Annotated in this window: 14 protein-coding genes and 1 other RNA gene; 10 read left to right on the top strand and 5 right to left on the bottom strand. The window is 31.5% G+C overall.

Annotation, left to right across the window (positions count from 1 at the left end):
- Positions 1-28: 28 nt before the first annotated feature.
- From yaaA to CCY99_RS05100, 3 genes are read left to right on the top strand one after another with little or no spacing between them, the layout of a single operon-like run.
- Positions 29-796, top strand: a complete 768-nt coding sequence (gene yaaA / locus CCY99_RS05110; protein WP_112060335.1) for a peroxide stress protein YaaA — start codon at positions 29-31, stop codon at positions 794-796.
- Positions 797-832: 36 nt separating this feature from the next.
- A complete protein-coding gene (locus CCY99_RS05105) occupies positions 833-2,719 on the top strand; it encodes a hypothetical protein (protein WP_112060334.1) in 1,887 nt (628 codons plus the stop codon).
- A 48-nt stretch (positions 2,720-2,767) separates the two neighbouring features.
- Positions 2,768-3,487, top strand: coding sequence for a tetratricopeptide repeat protein (locus CCY99_RS05100; protein ID WP_112060333.1), 720 nt, complete (start codon positions 2,768-2,770; stop codon positions 3,485-3,487).
- A gap of 737 nt (positions 3,488-4,224) precedes the next feature.
- Here CCY99_RS05100 and CCY99_RS05095 read toward each other — a convergent pair.
- Positions 4,225-6,303, bottom strand: coding sequence for a heavy metal translocating P-type ATPase (locus CCY99_RS05095; RefSeq protein WP_112060332.1), 2,079 nt, complete (start codon positions 6,301-6,303; stop codon positions 4,225-4,227).
- 144 nt (positions 6,304-6,447) lie between these two features.
- Between CCY99_RS05095 and ssrA the strand changes: the two genes are divergently transcribed.
- The 3 genes from ssrA to CCY99_RS05080 all read left to right on the top strand — a co-directional run bounded on the left by ssrA (position 6,448) and on the right by CCY99_RS05080 (position 11,884).
- Positions 6,448-6,820, top strand: a transfer-messenger RNA (tmRNA) gene (ssrA, locus tag CCY99_RS05090).
- 89 nt (positions 6,821-6,909) lie between these two features.
- The gene (locus CCY99_RS05085; RefSeq protein ID WP_112060331.1) at positions 6,910-9,390 is read left to right on the top strand and encodes a site-specific DNA-methyltransferase; all 2,481 of its coding nucleotides are present in this window, start codon (positions 6,910-6,912) and stop codon (positions 9,388-9,390) included.
- Positions 9,383-11,884 carry a DEAD/DEAH box helicase family protein gene (locus CCY99_RS05080; RefSeq protein WP_258443512.1) on the top strand — a complete coding sequence of 834 codons (2,502 nt, stop codon included), beginning with the start codon at positions 9,383-9,385 and terminating at the stop codon, positions 11,882-11,884. The genes CCY99_RS05085 and CCY99_RS05080 overlap by 8 nt, the downstream gene beginning before the upstream one ends.
- Positions 11,885-11,894: 10 nt before the next feature.
- On the opposite strand, the gene thyX is transcribed toward CCY99_RS05080, so the two are convergent.
- From thyX to CCY99_RS05060, 4 genes are all read right to left on the bottom strand, one after another.
- Positions 11,895-12,641 carry an FAD-dependent thymidylate synthase gene (gene thyX / locus CCY99_RS05075; protein ID WP_112060330.1) on the bottom strand — a complete coding sequence of 249 codons (747 nt, stop codon included), beginning with the start codon at positions 12,639-12,641 and terminating at the stop codon, positions 11,895-11,897.
- 18 nt (positions 12,642-12,659) lie between these two features.
- Positions 12,660-13,823 (bottom strand): FtsW/RodA/SpoVE family cell cycle protein, encoded by a 1,164-nt coding sequence (locus CCY99_RS05070; RefSeq protein ID WP_346436870.1) that lies wholly within the window; start codon positions 13,821-13,823, stop codon positions 12,660-12,662.
- An 80-nt stretch (positions 13,824-13,903) separates the two neighbouring features.
- Positions 13,904-15,655 carry an excinuclease ABC subunit UvrC gene (gene uvrC / locus CCY99_RS05065; RefSeq protein ID WP_112060328.1) on the bottom strand — a complete coding sequence of 584 codons (1,752 nt, stop codon included), beginning with the start codon at positions 15,653-15,655 and terminating at the stop codon, positions 13,904-13,906.
- A complete protein-coding gene (locus tag CCY99_RS05060) occupies positions 15,652-16,128 on the bottom strand; it encodes a hypothetical protein (RefSeq protein WP_112060327.1) in 477 nt (158 codons plus the stop codon). Before CCY99_RS05060 ends, uvrC begins: the two co-directional genes overlap by 4 nt.
- On the opposite strand from CCY99_RS05060, the gene CCY99_RS09565 reads away from it, so the two are divergent.
- Genes CCY99_RS09565 through CCY99_RS05050 form a run of 4 tightly spaced genes read left to right on the top strand, consistent with a single transcriptional unit; the run spans position 16,114 to position 20,150 of the window.
- The gene (locus CCY99_RS09565; RefSeq protein ID WP_181646854.1) at positions 16,114-16,254 is read left to right on the top strand and encodes a hypothetical protein; all 141 of its coding nucleotides are present in this window, start codon (positions 16,114-16,116) and stop codon (positions 16,252-16,254) included. The genes CCY99_RS05060 and CCY99_RS09565 overlap by 15 nt on opposite strands.
- 3 nt (positions 16,255-16,257) lie before the next feature.
- Entirely contained in the window at positions 16,258-17,697 is a 1,440-nt protein-coding gene (locus CCY99_RS05055) for an FAD-dependent oxidoreductase (RefSeq protein WP_112060326.1), read from the top strand.
- A gap of 30 nt (positions 17,698-17,727) precedes the next feature.
- Positions 17,728-17,859 carry a hypothetical protein gene (locus tag CCY99_RS09910; RefSeq protein ID WP_258443506.1) on the top strand — a complete coding sequence of 44 codons (132 nt, stop codon included), beginning with the start codon at positions 17,728-17,730 and terminating at the stop codon, positions 17,857-17,859.
- Positions 17,799-20,150 carry a DNA methyltransferase gene (locus CCY99_RS05050; RefSeq protein WP_112060325.1) on the top strand — a complete coding sequence of 784 codons (2,352 nt, stop codon included), beginning with the start codon at positions 17,799-17,801 and terminating at the stop codon, positions 20,148-20,150. The genes CCY99_RS09910 and CCY99_RS05050 overlap by 61 nt, the downstream gene beginning before the upstream one ends.
- Positions 20,151-20,156: the final 6 nt, after the last annotated feature.

Here is a 20,156-nt window from a genome sequence, read left to right as displayed (position 1 = left end):
CCAAACAAGCTTTAAATATAGGCTCTAAATGAAAGATTTAAAGATTTTATTTAGCCCAAGCGAGGATAAGAATTTTATCTACAAGGGGAGCTCAAATCCCAAATTTGGCTTTTTAGATTCCTTGCTTTTTGGGGAGGATTTACGCACAAATCGTATGCGGATTTTGGAATCTTATTTGGAAGTCTTGCGTAAATCTCCAAGTAGCGAAGTTGCACGGATTTTTGGCGCTAAAAAGTTAGTCGGCAAAATTGGCATAGATACGCTAAATGCCTGTAGCAATCTAGATTCCGCTAATACCATAGAATCTATTTTTCTTTATAGCGGCGTGGCGTTTAAGGCACTTGATGTAGCCTCGCTAGATACAACAAGCGTGGAGTTTTTGCGTAAAAATGTGGTTATTTTTAGCAATCTTTTTGGGGCGATTTTAGGGGGCGATAAGATTCCATATTATAAGCTAAAGCAGGGCGAAAAGTTCGCAAATATCGATATTGTAGCGATTTATAAAGATTTTAAAACGCATTTAGATTCTCTCCTTAAGTCTAGCGAAGTCCTAGATTTAAGGGCGGAATTTTACACAAAAGCCTATAAGCTTACTTTCCCACACACTAAAATTGAGTTTTTTAAAAATGGCAAGGAAAATGGCAAGGAAAATAGTAGGAAAAGCACACATTTTTCCAAGCATTATCGTGGTCTAACCCTCCGCCATATCGCACAAAATAGGGCATTTGAAGTGCCATTTAAGTTGATAGATACAAAACAAAGCGGATTTGCTAGAATCTTGCAATATGAGGTTTGAAGATTCTATAATTAGGGAAAATTTTTGGGGAAAATTATGAAAAAAATACTCTTAATCTTTACATTTTTTTATCTTTTGAATGCACAAGATAAGATTACTCAAGCACCATTAATCGTAGAATTTCCTGTTTTTAAAGAAGCAGAAAAATTATGCAATGGTAGCGATTATACAAAGATTGCTTGTTTAGTTGAGATACTAAAAAATTATAATAATAGAATCTACACTAAAGTAAGTGGTCAAAATGGTAAAATCAATGTTTTATTTTATGCATTAGATGCCAATGGTAGGATTACCTATCCACAAAATATTAATTCAAAATATTGTGAATTTATCGATACATTTGGCAGAAAAAGTGTTTCAAAGCTTAGCGGTAATGGATTTAGTTATGTGCTAAATTATAATTTTGCTTATTCTTCATCATTTAATAAAGCTTATGTTTCTTGTCATTTTATGCAAAATAATACAATAGTATCGCAAACAACTCAGCCTATAACTGTTGTGCCAAATGATTTTGATATAAACCTAACAATAAAAACTGCCCAAGATTCTATATTTAGTCTAAATACACAAGGGATTCCATCGTCAAATATATCTCAACTCTCAACGCAAAATAATGTTGATTTGATTTTAAAGTCGCAAACATATCCTATAAATATTAATGCAAATGCGACAGCTAGAACGATAAATGGTGAGATTGATGAGGGTTTTAGTGATGTTTTATTGCCACTTTCTATTAGATTTAATCGTGATAATGGTCTTTGTAACCCAATAGGGGAAAGTATAAATGGTAGTTTTGTGTTTAAAAATGGTAGATATATACAAAATAACATTAATATAGATTTTTTAGATGTGGCAAGTGGTGAGCTAGAGATTATCTTAGGGCATAGATTAGATAGTGATGATAGAATGTCTGGAAAATGTCTAAGTGAGATTCCAAGAGATATTAATATCGCAAATGTCGGCAAAATCCCTTGCCAAAAGCCAATTATTATTAAAAAGCGAGTGGAGATTCTGCCATATTCGTTTTTTATTGATTATGAAAATATCGGCAAACAGCTCTATTACAATCAGCACACTTTTATCCCAGCGATTCCCTTTCTCCCCACTGCTAGGCTTAGCATAAATGCGATAAATGATAAAAATGAGCTTTTGCGGAATTTTACTAAAGACTGCTTTGCTAGGGATATTAGCCTAAAGCTAGAAGATAATAAAAATAATTTTTTGCTTATTAGTGAGAATATTCCAGATTCCATAATACCAAAAGATACTTTCGTGGAAAACTCGCAGTCTAGGGTGGTTCGTCGTCTCTCAAGCTCTGGGATAAAAGATAGAAATCTAACGCCACTTGATGTTTTTCATTCAAATATTATCAATCTAAATGATACTTATTTTAGAATCGAGTTTTATAATGAGAATGAAAAATATCCTGTGTATTTTATAAAGCCAAAGATTAGGAGTGATTGGCGTATCGCCCTAATGCGTGGGAGAATCTCACTTGTAGAAAATGCAAATAAAAACACCGCTCTAGTGGCAAATCCAAAAATCCAATATGAGTTTTTTTGTAAATCACCAGTGTGTAAGGTCGTGGATTTTGAAAGCGTTCTTTCGCCAAATAGCCGCTTTCCAAAGTCTCAAACGCAAGATTGGTATATCAACACTGCCCACCCAAGTAATCTAAAAGTGCTAGAAAATAATCTTATTTTGCCAGAAAATATTAGCATTTATTCAATTGGAAATATCGTCTATGGAGTGCAAACACTAGCATTGCAATCGAGCATTCCGGGGGATTTTAATGTGAAAGTTCGGCAGGGAAGTGGATATGACGACTTTGCATTATTTTTATATTTTTCACCAAGTTATATTAATATCCGTGAGAATCTAGGCGTAGAAACAAAGGTTCATTTTAGCTATGGAGAGGAATAGCTTTTGTAGTTAATGTAAAATTGTGATTTCTAAAAACAGGGGTTGACGATGAAAAAACTAGTAATGTTATTAGGATTAGTGATTTTATCGTGGGGAGATGATTTTACTTTAGGATTTGAAATGTTTCTAAAAGGTGATTATCAAAAAGCAGTTGAGTATTATAACAAAGCTTGTGATGGTAAAATTATACAGGCATGCACTGAACTTGGTTTTATGTATGCATATGGACTAGGCATTAAACAAGATTATTTAAAAGCAATTGAATATTTTCAAATATCCTGTGATAGTAAGGAAGTAGCTGGTTGTTTTGAACTTGGGTATACATATAGTCGTATGTATTACAGCGGAAAAGGAGTTAAACAAGATTATTTTAAAGCAATTAAATATTTTGAAAAAGCTTGTGATGGTGGTTATGCCTTAGGTTGCTTTGAACTTAGTGGCATATATGAAGGAGTTGAACAGAATTATTTTAAGGCACTTGAATTATATCAAAAAGCCTGTGATGGCGGATTTACAAGTGGTTGTTATAATCTTGGGATGATGTTTTACAAAGGACAAGGAGTTAAACAAAATTACTTTAAGGCAGTTGTGCTTTTTGAAATAGCCTGTGATGATGGAAATGCGAGTGGTTGTGATAATCTTGGACTTATGTTTCATAAAGGAGAAGCTATCAAACAAGATTTTTTAAAAGCAAAAGAATTTTATGGCAAAGCCTGTGATTTAGGAAGTCAATCCGGCTGTGATGGCTATAGAATGCTAAATAATTAAAACCTAGCTTTATAAATAATGAGAATAAAAAATATAATATTGGTTTATAAAAAAGTTTATAGAATAGTAATAAAAAAAGAAATAATGAAAATAAATTTTTTATATAATTTCAGCAGTGGAAGCTACATAAATCCAAACAACCTTAAATAAAAGGAGATTTAGAATTACTATAGCAGGAAACTTGCTAAAGATATGATTTCCTAATAATTGGGGCAGTTATTAATTGCCAATCAAGCTATTATAATTCAAAATTCTATAATTTTGTAAAAGAGTCCTAAGCTAGAGTGGCTTATCCAAATCTATAAAATCTTAGATTCTAAGGATTCGTAAGAATTGTAAGAATTTTATAAGATTCTAGATTCCCATTATGTGAGATTAAAATAAGCTAAATCTAATTCTTATATTTATATAACTGCAAAATAGGAATTTAATTAAATATTCAATCCTTTAGATTCTTAAGATTGCAAAACTCTAATTGCAAGATTTATGAGATTTAATATTTTAAGGATTTGTTTCTACACATCGTAAAAAGTAAATTTCTACCCGACATTTGCGAGTGATGCGATGATTTTATAGAGGATAAACTAAAAGACTTAAATCTAAGGTTTTCTAAAATCGCACAAGTTGTGCCAATAGGCATAGGGCTAGATAATATCGATAAACTCTCCCTTACTCGTGCTTTGGAATCTAAACTTAAGATTCTATATTAAAATGCAATCTATAAGATTATTGAGATTTTAAACTTTTAAGATTCTCATTGAGTTTAGTAATGCTAAAAGTGCTACACCAACATCGCCAAATACCGCTTCCCACATCGTAGCTACGCCAAATAATCCAAGTATGATAAACAATACTTTTACACCAAGTGCAAATGCGATATTCTGCCAGATTATTATTTTTGTTTTCTTTGCGATTTGAATCACTTTTACTAAACTTGAAATCTTATCATTGATGATTAAAACATCTGCACTCTCTTTGCTTACATCACTACCAAGACTACCCATACTAACGCCCACATCTGCCATTGCTATACTTGGAGCATCATTTATACCATCTCCAACAAAAATACTTTTACCTTTTGCATTATGTTTAAATTCACTAAAAATCTGTGCTTTTTCTTCTGGCAAAAGATTATATCTCACCTCATCAAACCCTAATTCTGTGGCTATTTCTTTTGAAGCAAATTCATTATCTCCTGTTAGCATAGCGATTTTTTCTACTCCTAATTTTCGTAAATTCTCTATTGCTTCCTTTGTGTCATCTTTCAACTCATCAGCTATTAAAATATATCCTGCATAAGTATCGCCTATAGCTATATGTGCGACAGTTCCATTGATATTGCAAGTATCGTGCTTTATATTGTGTATGTGTAGGATTTTATCATTTCCAACTAATATATTTTGATAATTACAAGTCGCTTTTATACCTAATCCACTTATTTGCTCGAATTTTGTATTATGGCATTTGTGATTATTATTTAGCGTATTTTTATATTCTTCTTTTATGGCTAATGCAATAGGGTGGTTTGAGAAATTTTCAGCACAAAAAGCATATTGTAAAACATCATCTTTGCTAAATCCATTTGATGGGATTATTTGCGTTATTTTAAAAACACCTTTTGTAAGTGTCCCTGTTTTATCAAATGCTATATTTGTAACATTACTTAAAGCCTCTAGATAATTTGCACCTTTAATTAAAATAGAATTTTTAGATGCGCTTCCAATACCGCCAAAATAAGCCAATGGAACGCTAATCACAAGTGCACAAGGACAACTTACCATTAGAACTACCAAAGAGCGATAAATCCACATTTGAAAATCACCCATTCCAAATAATGGTGGTAAAATCGCAATAATTAAAGCTATGCAAAATACTATAGGAGTGTAGATTCTAGCAAATTGCGTAATGAAACTCTCTGTTTTTGCTTTATTCATACTTGCATTTTGGACTAAATCTATTATCTTTGATACACTAGAATCGTTATATAATTTTGTTGTTTTGACTTCTAAAATACCATTTAGATTCAATGTTCCGCCTAAAACCTTAGAATCTTTTTTTGCTATCTTTGGTATAGGCTCTCCTGTAAGTGCTTTTGTATCAACACTGCTTTCGCCATTTATCACAATGCCATCAATTGGTATCTTTTCTCCGGGCTTTACTAAAACAATATCATTGATTTTTAATTCCTGTGGTGAAATATCTAAGATATTAGAATCTTGCTTTAAATGTGCTATATTTGGTGCAATCTCAAGCAATGCCTTTATTGAATGTTTAGAATTATGCACTGCCAAATCTTGTAAAAATTCTCCAGTTCTAAAAAAGAGCATAACAGCCACAGCTTCTTCATACGCACCTATGGCAAATGCCGCTAAAGTAGCAATAAACATTAATGAATTTTCATCAAAGAAATTTAATGTTTTAACATTCCTAAAAGCATTTATAAAAATATCTTTTCCAGATATTAGATAAATAGCGACTAAAACGACTATGGCAATATTTGTAAATATTTGATTCTCATTAAAGTGAATGGTAATAAGGCTAAGAAAAAATGCCACTATAAGGCTTCCTAATAATATGAAGTTCTTTTTAGTGTTAAATTCTTCTTCAATTGGCTTATTTTTTTGGAATCTTACATTTGGCTCTATTGATTTTATTGTATTTTCTACAAGATGGATATTATCTGTGTCTATTTCTAATATATTATTATTTATATCAATATTTACATACTTCACAGAATCTAATTTTTCTAATTTATTTTTTATTTTTTCGCCACAAATTACGCAGTTTATATTCATTAAAAAAAATTTTTCTTTCATTGTTTTTCTTTCATAAATTAATATCTTTTAATTTTAGGCTTGGATTATACATAAAAATTAATAAATTAGATTCTTGACAAAAACTATTTTAAGAGTGTAGAATGGCAAACTTTTAATCATTTTTTAATGTTTATTAAAAGTTTTGGGGCTGATTTGGCGTTCGACGAGGATTTAGATAGCAGAGATTGCATACCAGTTTGATTGACACTGTAAAATCATCAAATAAATTTAAACGCAAACAATAATAAACTAGCTCCAGCCTACGCGAGAGCAGCGTAGGTTTAACAACGCTTTTGGAGCGGGATTTTTGTGATTCTAACTAAACATTTATTCTTAAACCTAAGTTAGATGCGTTATTTCTAATGGCGAAAATAGAAAATAACAAAGTGCAAAATCGCCACTTGCATATTTTTGAAGTGTAATATGCAAAAGATTTAGCTTCATTTCTTCTTAAGTATGTCGAGGTCTTTGTTAGGCTAGTTTTCGGACTGGAGTTCAATTCTCCACAGCTCCACCAAATCTAAATCTTTCATCTCTTTATAATCAAAGCTAGATTTTAAAATATAAAATTTATAATATTGACTTTAAAAATAAAAAGGGTTTATTATGATAAATGAGCTATTGCAAGACTTGAAAAAACGATTTGAAACATTATCTTTCGTGCGGAATCTAGCACAAAAATACGATAAAGAATTATTAGAATATTTGTTAAATGAAAGTAAATTTTCACAAGAATTTAAGAATAGATTTTTTATAAAAATTAATGATATTTTATTGTTTAAACAAAGCGATTTTTTAACTTTTTTAGATTTTAAAATGTTAAATGGTAGCTATAGTGCATTTTCAAGTAAGATTGGACTTGGCAATAAAAACAAAGCATTTTTAAAAACAAATTATGAAGTGGTGCTTAACTTTGCCTTTAAAGATTGCGTTTTGAAGGGAGGACAGAGCAAGGATAGCCAAAAGCAAAATGAGATTTTCTTTAACGAAGTCCTTGCATTTGATGAAATCGATGTGCTTTTTAAACCGAAAGTTCTTTGTAATTTTGAACTCATTAGTTTGACTTCGCGAAGTGGCGAAACTACTCCTTGCGACGAAAGGCTTCGCCCCCTTGACCACCCAAAACAAGCGGAGCGAAGTTTCCTTGCCAAAGATTCAGGGACTGACGCCCCGAGAAGCGAAAGTTTTACTTTCGCCGTTAGTGGTGATTCACTAAAAGATTCTGTATGTATGGGGGGGGGGCTTAAAGGCTTAGAATCTAATCTTGAGAAATCTTTAAGCTTAGATTTCGCGAATCCGGATTCTAACGATTTAGATTCTACAAATTCCGCAGATTCTGCGGACGATTCCAAGAATACAGATTCCAAAAATGTCAAAAATCCGGATTTTAAAGATTCTAAGAATCCGGATTCTAAAAGCACGGATTCCGCAGATTCTAAAGATTCTTTAAATTTAGACTCTGCGAATGTGGATTCCAAAAATGCAGATTCCAAAGATTCAGATTCCCAAGATTCCAAAACCCCCAAAAATACAGATTCTAGCGATTTAGATTCTCTAATTTCCGCCCTTAAAGATTCTCCAAACTTGCTTATAAAGGGCAATAATCTCCTAGCACTTCACTCCATAAAGAAAAAATTCGCAAAGCAAGTAAAGCTAATCTATATCGACCCGCCTTATAACACGGGCAATGATAGCTTTAATTATAATGATAGATTTTCCCACTCCACTTGGCTTGTGTTTATGAAAAATCGCCTTGAAGTAGCAAGGGAGTTTTTACGAGATGACGGCGTGATATTTATCCAATGCGACGACAACGAACAGGCATATTTAAAAGTGCTATGCGATGAGATTTTTGGACGGGAAAATTTTGTGGCTAATATTACTTGGCACAGAAAAAGGGGTAAAGACAATTCGGCAAAATTTTTAAGTAGGGTAGGTGAATATATTTTAGTTTACGCCAAAAGTATACAAAACTTGGCATTTTCAAAAATTGAATTGGAGCAACAAACATTAGAGCAATATCAGAATCCAGATAACGATTCGCGTGGAAAATATAGAAAATTGGCATTGTGGAGAAGAAGGGGGCAAGGTGGAAGTAGAGCTTATTCTTATACTACAAATAGCGGAGTTTTCATAGATTCTAAAGAGTGGCTTGTTTCACAACAAACAATGCAAGAATTAGACAATGCAAATAAATTGATTGTAATAAATAACAATCTTTATAGAAAATTATTTTTGAATGAACATGACGGCAGTATACCTGAAACAATTTGGATAAATCTATCGAATACAGCAAATGCAAAAGATGAAATCAAAGCCCTATTTTTAGATTCTCAAAATGAGCGAAGTATTTTTGATGATAAATTGGGGTTGTGTAGCCTTGAGCAAGGAAATAAGACTTGGGCGTCTATTGACGAAGCGAAAGGCAAACTCCCCGATTTATCGCAAAAAGACAAGCTTTTTAGCACTCCAAAGCCAGAAGCACTCCTAAAAAGAATAATCGAAATCTCCACACAAGAAAACGACCTTGTTATGGACTTTTTCGCCGGCAGTGGCACCACACTTGCCGTCGCTCACAAGATGAATCGCCGCTATATCGGTATCGAGCAAATGGACTATATAGAATCTATCACAAAAGAGCGACTTAAAAAAGTAGTAAATGGCGAACAAGGGGGAATCTCCAAGGCGGTTGGTTGGAATCCTAAGAATCCGGATTTAGATAAAAACGATAAATATTACGCTAAAAATTCCTTTATCTATATGGAGCTAATGCCGTTAAATGTGGCATATAAGGAAAAGATAGAGAATCTAAATGATGAATCTAATCTTACAAAAATCTATGATGAGCTAAAAACTAAGGCGTTTATAGACTATCGCGTGGATATAAGGGAAATGCTGAAAGATGGGGAGTTTGAGAGCTTGGAGTTAGAATCTAAAAAGAAAATATTGCACTTAATACTAGATTCTAATATGGACTATGTGCTCTATGGGGACATTAAAGATGGGGATTACAATATCGATGAATTGACTAAAAAGCTAAATGATATTTTCTATAAGAATGCCGAAAATGGGGGCGAAAATGAGTAAGCTATATGAAAATATTCTAATTGAAATCGGCAAACAGACATTTAATAAAATGGAGATTCCAAGCCATATTAGGGATAATCTAAGCAAGGAATTAAGGGAATATCAACAAGAAGCCTTAAAATTCTATATGGCAAATAATGATACATTTAAGAAAAATCACCTAATGTTTAATATGGCGACTGGTAGTGGGAAAACGGTAGTAATGGCGGCATTAATGCTGGATTGCTATAAAAGGGGATATAGGGATTTTGTGTTTTTCGTTAATTCACATTCAATTTTAGAGAAAACAAAAGAAAATTTTGTAAATAAATATTCTAATAAATATTTATTTAATGAAAATATATTAATAAAAAGTGAAAATATAGAGATTAATACAATTAATAATCTTGATGAAAGCAAGGAAAATGCTATAAATATATATTTTACTACTATTCAATCTTTATTTTCTCTTTTTAAATATGAGAGAGAAAATGCTTTAACTCTGCAAGATTTGGAAAACAAAAAGCTTGTATTTCTAGCCGATGAAGCACATCATCTAAACTCAAACACTAAAAAGCTAAATAAAACAGAACAAGAAAATATTGATGATTGGGAGACTATCATCAATAAAGCTTTTAATACAAATGATGAAAATCTACTACTTGAATTTAGTGCGACTATACCTAAGGATAAAAATGTAGCAGAAAAATACCAAGATAAAATAATCTATGAATATGATTTAAAAAAATTTTGTGGAGATGGATATGCCAAGAGAATCCTTCTTTTTAAATATGAAAGTGATGACTTAAATGATAGATTTTTAGGAGCATTGCTTATGAGTTTATATAGAGAGCTTGTGGCAAATAAAAAAGGTGAAAAGCTAAAGCCTGTCATTTTATTTAAAAGCGAAAATATTGCCACTTCAAAAGAAAATCAATGTAAATTTATCGATTTCCTAGATAATATAGATGGGTTTGTTATAGAGGATTTTTATAAAAATATTAATTTTGAAAATAATGAGATATTAAAACAACATTTTGATTTTTATAAAACAGAGTTTAAAGAGGCAATGTTTGGGACATTGGCAAGATTTTTAAAAAATAATTTTAAGAAAGAATATATTTTAAATACAAATGATGATAAAGAAGTAGAGCAAAACCAACTTTTATTAAACTCATTAGAGGATAGAGATAATCTTATAAGGATAATTTTTGCAGTTGATAAGCTTAATGAAGGCTGGGATGTTTTAAATCTATTTGATATAGTTCGCTTAGGCAAAGGCTCAAAAAAAAGTTATACAACAAAAGAAGCTCAATTAATAGGGCGGGGTGCGAGATATTGCCCTTTTTTGATAAATGAATTTGATGACGAATTACGATATAAAAGAAAATTTGACAATGATTTGAATAATGAATTAAGCATATTAGAAAGATTAACTTACCACACTTTAAATGAAGTTAGTTTTATAGAAGACCTAAATAAATCTATAAGAGAGTATGGATTGCTCCTAGAAGATACTAAAGAAAAAATCCACTTAAAGCCCAATCCAACACTAAAAGAAAAAATCAAAAATGAGAAAATATTCTATGCTAAAAATAATAAGCAAGTAAAAAAAGAATTTAAAATAAATATAGAGGATGTAAAAACGGAAATTAGAAAGATTGAGATTCCATTGATTTCTAAAGATATTTTACTAAACGAAGAGGATTTTAAGGAATCCAAAAAAGATAGTAATGATTTGGTTGCTAAAAATATCAATTCTATTGAGAATCAATATTTTTTAAAGGCTATGAATATTCTACAAATAAGTTTTAATGATATAGAAATATTTAATTGTTCTAGCAAGAAGGATTTTATTGAAAACTACTTAGGGAAAATATCTATTTTATTTCATAAAAAACAATCATTTACTACAGAAAATAAACTAGAAATTGCTAAATTCATACTTGAGAGTTTTAAAACCATCAAGGAAAAAATGAAACAAGAATATGAGATTAGCGATTTTAAAGTATATGAATTTGAGATGAAAGAGAGAATCATATTTACCACTAAACACAAAGATGATTTAAACTACGAATGGCTTTATTATAAAACCATATTAAAAGATAGTCAATTAGAGATTGATTTTTTAAATTTTATAGATAGCAGAAAAAATGAAATTGATAATATTTTTTCAAAATGGTTTGTTGTGAGAAATGAGGGATTTGAAGAATTCAAGCTATATGATGACCGCAAAGACAAAGAAAGCTATTTAGTGGGATTTGAGCCAGATTTTATATTTTTTGGAAAAAAGAAAAATAAGGATTTTTTTAGTATAGAATGTTTTATTGAAGCAAAAGGTAAGCATTTGGAGGGAAATGATTCTTGGAAAGAGGAATTTTTAGCATACCTAAAATACAAAAATCCAGATATTAGGATAAATCATAAGCTAAATTTATATGGATTGCCATTTTTTAGACAAGTCAATGATGAACGATTTATCAATGCTTATAATGAATTTTTAGCAAAAGATTAGATTAATCTAGCTATTTTTCATTGATATATGGGAGAAAAATAAATTTATGCTCTTCTGGCAATGCCTCATATATGCTTAATGCCAAATGTCGAATCTCTCTTAATGCACTCTTAGAGCTACGAAGCATTAGAAAATTTTGCAAACTTCGTGCATTTATACTCCAAGTCAATTCTGTTTTATAGGATTCTATTAAAGCGTATTTTGCAATATCTAAGCTGGTATTTTCTAATAAAATCAATCGTAAATTTTCTAGTGCGTGAATCGAGGCAGAATCTACTTTAGCGATTTGTGAATCTAGCTTGGAATCTGCTTTGGATTCTATAGATTCTGCTAGATTTGTGGCGGAATCTATGCTAGATTCTGCGGATTCTACTTTGGATTCCACAATGGAATCTCCACTAGATTCCCCCATTAAAACTACATATTTTTTAGCCCTTTTTATATTTTCCGCATTTATTGGTAGAAAAGATTCTTCGCCCTTTAGCTCTTTTAGTGTGTAGCGAGTGGATTTTACGCTTAGAGAGGCGATTCTATGTCGTGCTAACTCTTGCAAACACGCCCTAGAAATCCCTTGAATGTAAAAATTATAATATAAATGTTCCAAAGTGCTTGCGTGTTTAAATTTATTACCCACTCTATCGATTAGCTCCAAATCCTTTTCGCCACCACAATCGCCTTTAGAAAAACTCTGCCAACAAGTCCTGATTGCGTGAGAACAAATATAAATGGGAGTGTAATGCAAAAGTGTAACTTTCATAATATTTCCTAGATAAATTTATTTTATTGTTTTGCTTATTGAAAGCACCATTCCAATCGCCACACAAGATGCTAAAATAGCACTTCCACCATAGCTTAAAAATGGCACGGCGATACCTTTTATGGGGATTATTCCTGTTATACCAAATGCATTTATCAAAAATGAGAATCCAAGCATAACAGCAATTCCTATGCAAAATAGCGAATAAACATTATTTTTTACACGATTTGCTATCTTAAAGATTCTATGTAGTATCAATGCAAATATTAATACAAAAATACTAAGTCCAAGCAAACCAAGCTCCTCAGTAAGCCCAGCTAAAACAATATCTGTGTGAACCTCACTTAAAAATCCAAGTTTAATAACGCCATTCCCTAACCCTTCGCCCAAGATTCCGCCATTATTCATAGCAACGATGGAATAATATATTTGATATGGTTCAGGCGTATTTTCTATCCTCATTGTTTGTGCGATATTTTCAGGGAATATGGATAAAACTAAATCTTGAATGCTGCCCCACCAAGTTTTTATCCTCATTATTCTATGCGCACTTGTAACTATGGATATAATAGCCAAACTTGAAACCCCGAGAAATAGCATTCCAACCAATTTTAGGCTTCCACCTGCAAAAAGTAGCATAATCCCTAAGATTATCGCCATTAAGACAACTTGTCCTAAGTCGTTTTGCATAACTGCGATAAAAAATATAATAAAAGCAAAAACCACAATATAAGGCAATAATGCTAGAAATTCCGCTCCAATGCTATCTCGCTCTTTGCCTACAAATTTTCTTGAGAAACTCCAAGCTAAAAATACAATAAATCCAATCTTAAAAAACTCTGATGGTGCAAGTGAAAATCCCGGCAATCTAATCCATCTTTTAGCACCACCAGCACTACTTGCAAAGCTATCGGGTAAAAATTGCATTATTATAATAAGAAAAATAGAGAAAAAGAAAATAAAGAATCCAAATTTATTTATAAGCTTTGATGGGTGAATTTGTGAGAATATCCACATAATCAAGATTCCAAGTATAACGGCAAATGATTGTCTTATAAGGAAATGAAATTCATTATAGCCATAGTATTCTATTGCGTAAGCACCGAGTGAATATGCTATTATAACGCTAAAAGATAGTAGGAATACCACATAGAAAAAAAGTTTCTTATCAGCCAATTTCACCCTTATATGCTAGAGATATTTAAAGAGATAATTTTACAATATATTGCTTAAAATATTTGCAAGTAAAGAAAAATTCGTATCTATTTTTGCCTTAGAATCTGCTTTATAAACTCTTTATTAGCTTTGTTTATATTCTCAAATGAACCAAAATAATTTAATAATTTTTTCAATTGTGATGGTGTGTAGGAGAGATTCTTAATGCTATTTGTTTTTTTCTTTCTATGGAAAGCTATAGCATATCTATGTGCTTCATCTCGCAGTTTTTGTAAAAATAATAATCTCTCATCGTTTTTATCAAGGTGAATCTCTAAATTTTTGGAGCGTAAAATATCCTTTGCCCCACCTTTTGCACGATGTGCTTTATAATCTATCTTTTCCTTTGCTATAGCGACTACATCGACATTAGCCCCACTTGAATGTAGAATCTCTAGAGCAATATTTATCTGTCCTTTTCCGCCATCAAGTAGCCATAAATCAGGCGGTGGGACTAGCTCAAAATCTTTTGCTCTCCTAGTTAGCATTTCTTGCATTTGTGAATATTCATCATTTCCTTGAAGTAAATACTTTCTATAGCTATTTTTAACAAAATTATTATCTTCAAAAACAACCATTCCTCCAACGCTATTACTTCCGCTATGATGGCTAGTGTCAAATACCTCAATCCTAAAAGGAATATTTTCCAAAGATAATAGGGATTTGATAGATTCTGCTATTTTATTTTCCTTATTGTTTTCTAGGATATTTTTTGCATTTTTAAGTGCTAAGTCTATAAGATTTTTTTTATCGCCATTTTTTGGTGCTAGAATCTTTATTTTTTTATTAAAATTAAAATAGAGAAAATCCATAATATCTTGCTTAGATTCTAACTCTATTGGCAATAAGATAGAATCCAACTTTAATGGCGGATTATGCTTGTAGTGGCTTATTAATGCTTGGGTGTAGAGATAATCTAGATTAACATCATTATCATTATGATGAATAAAATAATAATCACTAAATGTAATCTTGCCATCTCTCATAAACATCTTAACCAAAACACTTTTATTATCCATTGTCAAAATAGTAAAAATATCAAAATTATATAATTTCGCTAAATCAACCACATTTACATTTGCTATTTGTTTTATCTTTTGGATTCTATGTTTTAGTATATTTGCTTCTTCGAATCGTAAATCTTTTGCTAGGTTTTGCATTTTATCATTTAGCATATGTATTAATTTATTTGGATTTTCTAAAAGATTTATAGCATTTAATAATATTTTTGCATATTCTTCCTTGCTGATTTTTCCAACACAAGGTGCATAACATCGTTTTATTTGATAAAATAAACAAGCCTCTTTGGCATTTATACAACTTTTTTTCTGCACTAATGGAATAAATTCATAAATACTATCAATAATATCTTTTATCCCGCTTGAATAAGGTCCAAAATATAGAAAATTTTTATTATTATCAATCTTTCTTACAATCTCTAATCGTGGGAAATCAACTTCTTTATCGATTAAGATATATGGATATGTTTTATCATCACGAAGTAAAATATTATATTTTGGTTTTAATTGCTTTATGAGCGAATTTTCTAATATCAATGCATCGTGTTCATTATTAACAAGAATAGTTTTTATATCATCTATTTTTTGCACCATATTTGAGATTCTGGGGCTTAGATTCTGTGCGGGTAAAACAATATTATCTTTTATATTAAAATAGCTTTTTACTCGTTTTTTTAGATTCTTAGCTTTGCCAATATATAGAATCTTAGATTGTGCATCGAAATATTGATAGATTCCACTATTTGGTGGCATTTGCTTAATTTTATCTACTAATGTCATTGATTATTTTTTATGATTGATTGTATTTCCTTAAAGTGATTATAAAATGGACTATCTTTGGAGATATAAAAACTACCATTTGCACGCTCTTTGTAGTATTCAATCATAGCATTTTCAGTTATATTTTCCATTCCGGGCATATCAAAATTATTTAAAATATTTCTAGGCAAATAGGCTTTTATCGTTTTAATATCCTTTATTTCATCAAAATATTTGGTATCTTTATATAGAATCTTTAATTGCTCTAATATATCTAACATAATTTTTTGTTTATAATTATTAAATTCGCTCACACTTGTTGGGTGATTAAATGCGATTAGAAGCATTTCACCTTTTATGCTAGAATAAAGAGCGGATTTTCTTAGATTATATGGTAATGTGGCTATTAGTTTGTTTATAATTTTAAATCTATTTAAAGGTTTAAATTGACTTTGTTTTGTAATATTGGAGATGATAGATTGAATATTTTTCATAGAGTAATTGTAGCATATTTTATTTGTTTTATTTTAGCTGGTTGTGGTTATAAGGCAGACCCATTTTATTCAAATGATTCCACAGAATCCCAAGAAACAACGTCAAAAACAATAGAAGAAAGATAAATAATGAAATACGATGTTATAATCATTGGAGCAGGGGTTGCAGGGCTATATTGTGCTAGGCATTTGCCACAGAATCTTAAGGTTTTGATATTATGCAAAGCTCAACCTTGGGAATGCAATACATTCTATGCACAAGGTGGAATCACTATTGCAAATGGCAAAGATGATATTCCTTTACATATCAAAGATACACTTGATGCAGGAAGTAATCTAAACAATAAAAATGCTCTCAAGCTTTTAAGTGAAGGTAGTTTGGAAGTTTTAGATGAATTAATAAAAGAAGATTTTAATATTGATAGAGATTCTAATAATAATATCTTATTTGCCAAAGAGGGCGGACATAGCATATCGCGGATAATTCATAGCAATGGAGATGGCACAGGGCGAATGCTACATACTCATTTAATCAAGAATCTTAAACATACATTGTGGAAGAATGCTACTATTATAGACTTATTAATAGAGGATAAAAAAGTATATGGTGTTTGTGTTAGGACACTAAAAGGGATTCTAAATATATATGCTAATAATGTTGTGATAGCCAGTGGCGGAGTAGGTGGATTATTCAAGTATCATACAAATGCATATACAATAAGCAGTGATTTACACGGGATTATGCTAGAACATAATTTGGAATTAAGAGATATGGAGATGTTACAATTTCACCCAACCGTTTATGTGGAATCTCCACACGCCAGAAAACAACTAATTAGCGAGGCAGTTAGAGGCGATGGAGGAATGATAGTAGATGGAAATAATAAGAGATTTTTATTTGATTATGATAAAAGGGGTGAATTAGCACCAAGAGATATTGTATCAAGGGCTATTTTTGATTATTGTATGAAGAATAAGCAACAAGCATATATGGATTTAAGTAATTTTAGCGAAGATGGTTTTAAGAGTAGATTTCCAAATATCTATCGTCAGCTTACTTCTTATGGGCTTAGGATTCCGCAAGATAGAATCCCTATTTCACCAGCATTTCATTACTCTATGGGCGGAATCGCCACAGATGTAGATGCTAGGGTAATAAATATGGAAAATCTTTATGCAATAGGTGAATGTGCGAATAACGGCACACACGGAGCAAATAGACTTGCTTCAAATTCGCTTTTAGAGGGACTTGTATTTGGCAAAATCGCTGCAAATAATATCATAGATTCCACAATTAGCACAGGAGAACGACACTTTCCATTAAATAATGAAATCTTAGAAAAAGATGGCGATGAGCGATTAAAAAATATTTTACGAGAAATTATGTGGAATAAAGTCGGCATAGCAAGAACGCAAAGTGGTTTGGATTCTGCACTTGGTGGGATTGAAGTGATGCTTCTTAGTGAGATTGGGAGATTATTAAAACTAAGACTTTTAGTCGCCAAACAAATAATCACCCAAGCATTAAATCGAAAAGAAAGCCTTGGGGCTCACTATCGTATAGATTGACAATGTTTATAAATATCTCAAAGGCAAACTATGATAAATTTTAATTTATTAGACGATATGGGGGGGGGATTAAGGAAGATTCCATTAGGGAATTTATCATTATGCCACTCTTGCAACACTGCGATTTTACCGCAAAAGATTCTAAAAATCCAAAGCCATTAGAATTAGCTCTCTCGCTAAAAATCACAAGCCAAACCATACTCGGCTCAAATCAAAAAATCACATTAACGAGATTCCCAGATTATGTGCTTTATGTGGATTCTAAGCCACATTGTGTATTAGATGCAAAAGCACCAAATATAAATATAAACTTAGGCTCTAAAGCCGAGCGACAAGCATTTTATTACGCTATCAATCCAGATATTAAATCCCCTTATTATGCCCTTTGCAATGGATATTATTTTATGCTTTTTGAGACATTAGGGCAGAATCTATTGCTAGAGATTAATCTAAGAGATGAATTTCAAGCTAAATTTCCACTCTTAAAGCAATATCTCACAACTCCATTGCAATCACTAAAACAACTAACGCCCAACCTAAAAAGCCCTAAAAAAGACGATGAATGGTATCTTTCTCGCCCTTTGCCAAAAACAATTGATAATCCAAAAAAACAAGCAAAAGCGAGATATTTTGGTTGCACGGCGTATTTTACAAGGCAGAGTTGGGATATAGTGGCTTTAAATATTAAGAATTTTACTGATGAAGGAGATGTTGTTTTCGACCCATTTGGCGGTAGTGGCGTAACTGCTATAGAAGCGATGATGAATAATCGACTTGGAATCCACACAGACTTAAATCCACTTTCGATTTTTCTAACAAAAGCTTTGAGTGCGAAAGTGAATCTAGGCGAATTTTATGATTTAAGCGAAGAGATTATAAGTGAATTGGAAACATTAAAGCCAAAAGATAAAAATCAAGCAAAAGAGATTCTAAAAAATGCAACATATTATCCAAATGCCATAGACAAGGAGTTTGGTGAAACTGCTAGTATTAAAAAACAAGAAGATTTACTGTGGATTCCAAAAGATGAGATATTGCCAAAAGGTAGCGATGTGGATTCGCTTTTAAAGCTATTTAGCCCTATGCAATTAGCAGAACTTGCAATATTGCGAAAAATTATTTTTAAAAAAACCATTCCAAGTGGCAATAAAGAATCTAGAATCCATAAAAGAAATCTTAGATATAGCCTATTATTGGCGTTTTATAATACGGTTACCTTGATTAATTTAACATATCATAATACCCCAAAAGGGGGTCCAGCATCTGCAATAAGTCGCTATTATCGTTATAGAATAGCACCAAAACCGGATTTTCTTAATATAGATGATGTTTTTAGAGGCAAAATTAAACGAGTTATAAAAGGTAAAGAGGAGTTAGAAAACTACCCCATATTTTATAAACTCTACTCCCATTCAATGCAAGATATTATTAAAGATTTTCAAGGCTCTACGCTAAAGAATAGGGAATCAAATAAAAGCAATTCATCTATAGAAAATACTGAAAAAATCTTTCAAGCAGACGCAACAAATCTAAAAGAAATAGAATCTAAAAGCATTGATTATATTTATACAGACCCACCTTATGGAGCTAAGATTCCCTACCTTGATTTAAGCACAATGTGGAATGCTTGGCTTGATTTTGAAGTGGATAAAAATTTAAGAGAAAAAGAATGTATAGAAAAAGGTAGCTTAGAAAAAAGTAGGGCACAATACCACGAACTAATGATAAAAAGCCTACAAGAAATGTATAGGGTATTAAAATATAATCGATGGTTAAGCTTTGTTTTTCAACACCAAGACCCGCAGTTATGGCAGATTCTAGTAGAAGAGGCAGAAAAAATCGGCTTTGAATATATTGGAAGTGTTAGGCAAAATAATGGGCAAACAACCTTTAAAAAACGACAAAATCCTTTCACCGTGCTAAGCGGACAGCTTATAATGCATTTCAAAAAAATAGACAAGCCAAAAGCAAGAACCCAAGAGCAGTTTGGCGATATTTTGGGCTTGGTTATGAATAATATTGAAGCAATTATTGCAAAAGATAATGGGGCGAGTTTAGAGGAAATCTATGGTGAGCTTACTATAAAAGGCTTGGAGCTTGGATTTTTACACGAACTAGGAAAAATGTTTGAGAATCTAACGCCAATTATAAATCAGCATTTTGATTACGATGAGACGAGTAAAAAATACCATATCAAAAAAGGTGAAAAATTCAAAAATCATACTATAGATATTAGAGATAGGACTAAATATTTTATTATTTCATTTTTACGAAGTTGCGAACGACAGAGAAAAAAAGTGAGTTTTGATGATATTTGCTTGGAGGTTATCCCGCTACTTAAAAATGGCATAATCCCAAGCAAGGATTTAATCCGCGATACATTAGAGGAAATCGCATCTATAGATTCTGGATTCTATCGACTTAAGGGTGTGGAGCGAAGTTTATTTGATTAATAATCA

The organism is Helicobacter sp. 16-1353, from assembly GCF_003288815.1.
Classification (GTDB): domain Bacteria; phylum Campylobacterota; class Campylobacteria; order Campylobacterales; family Helicobacteraceae; genus NHYM01.
Note: the sequence above shows the minus strand (reverse complement) of the source record. Positions and strands in the feature narration are given on the sequence as shown.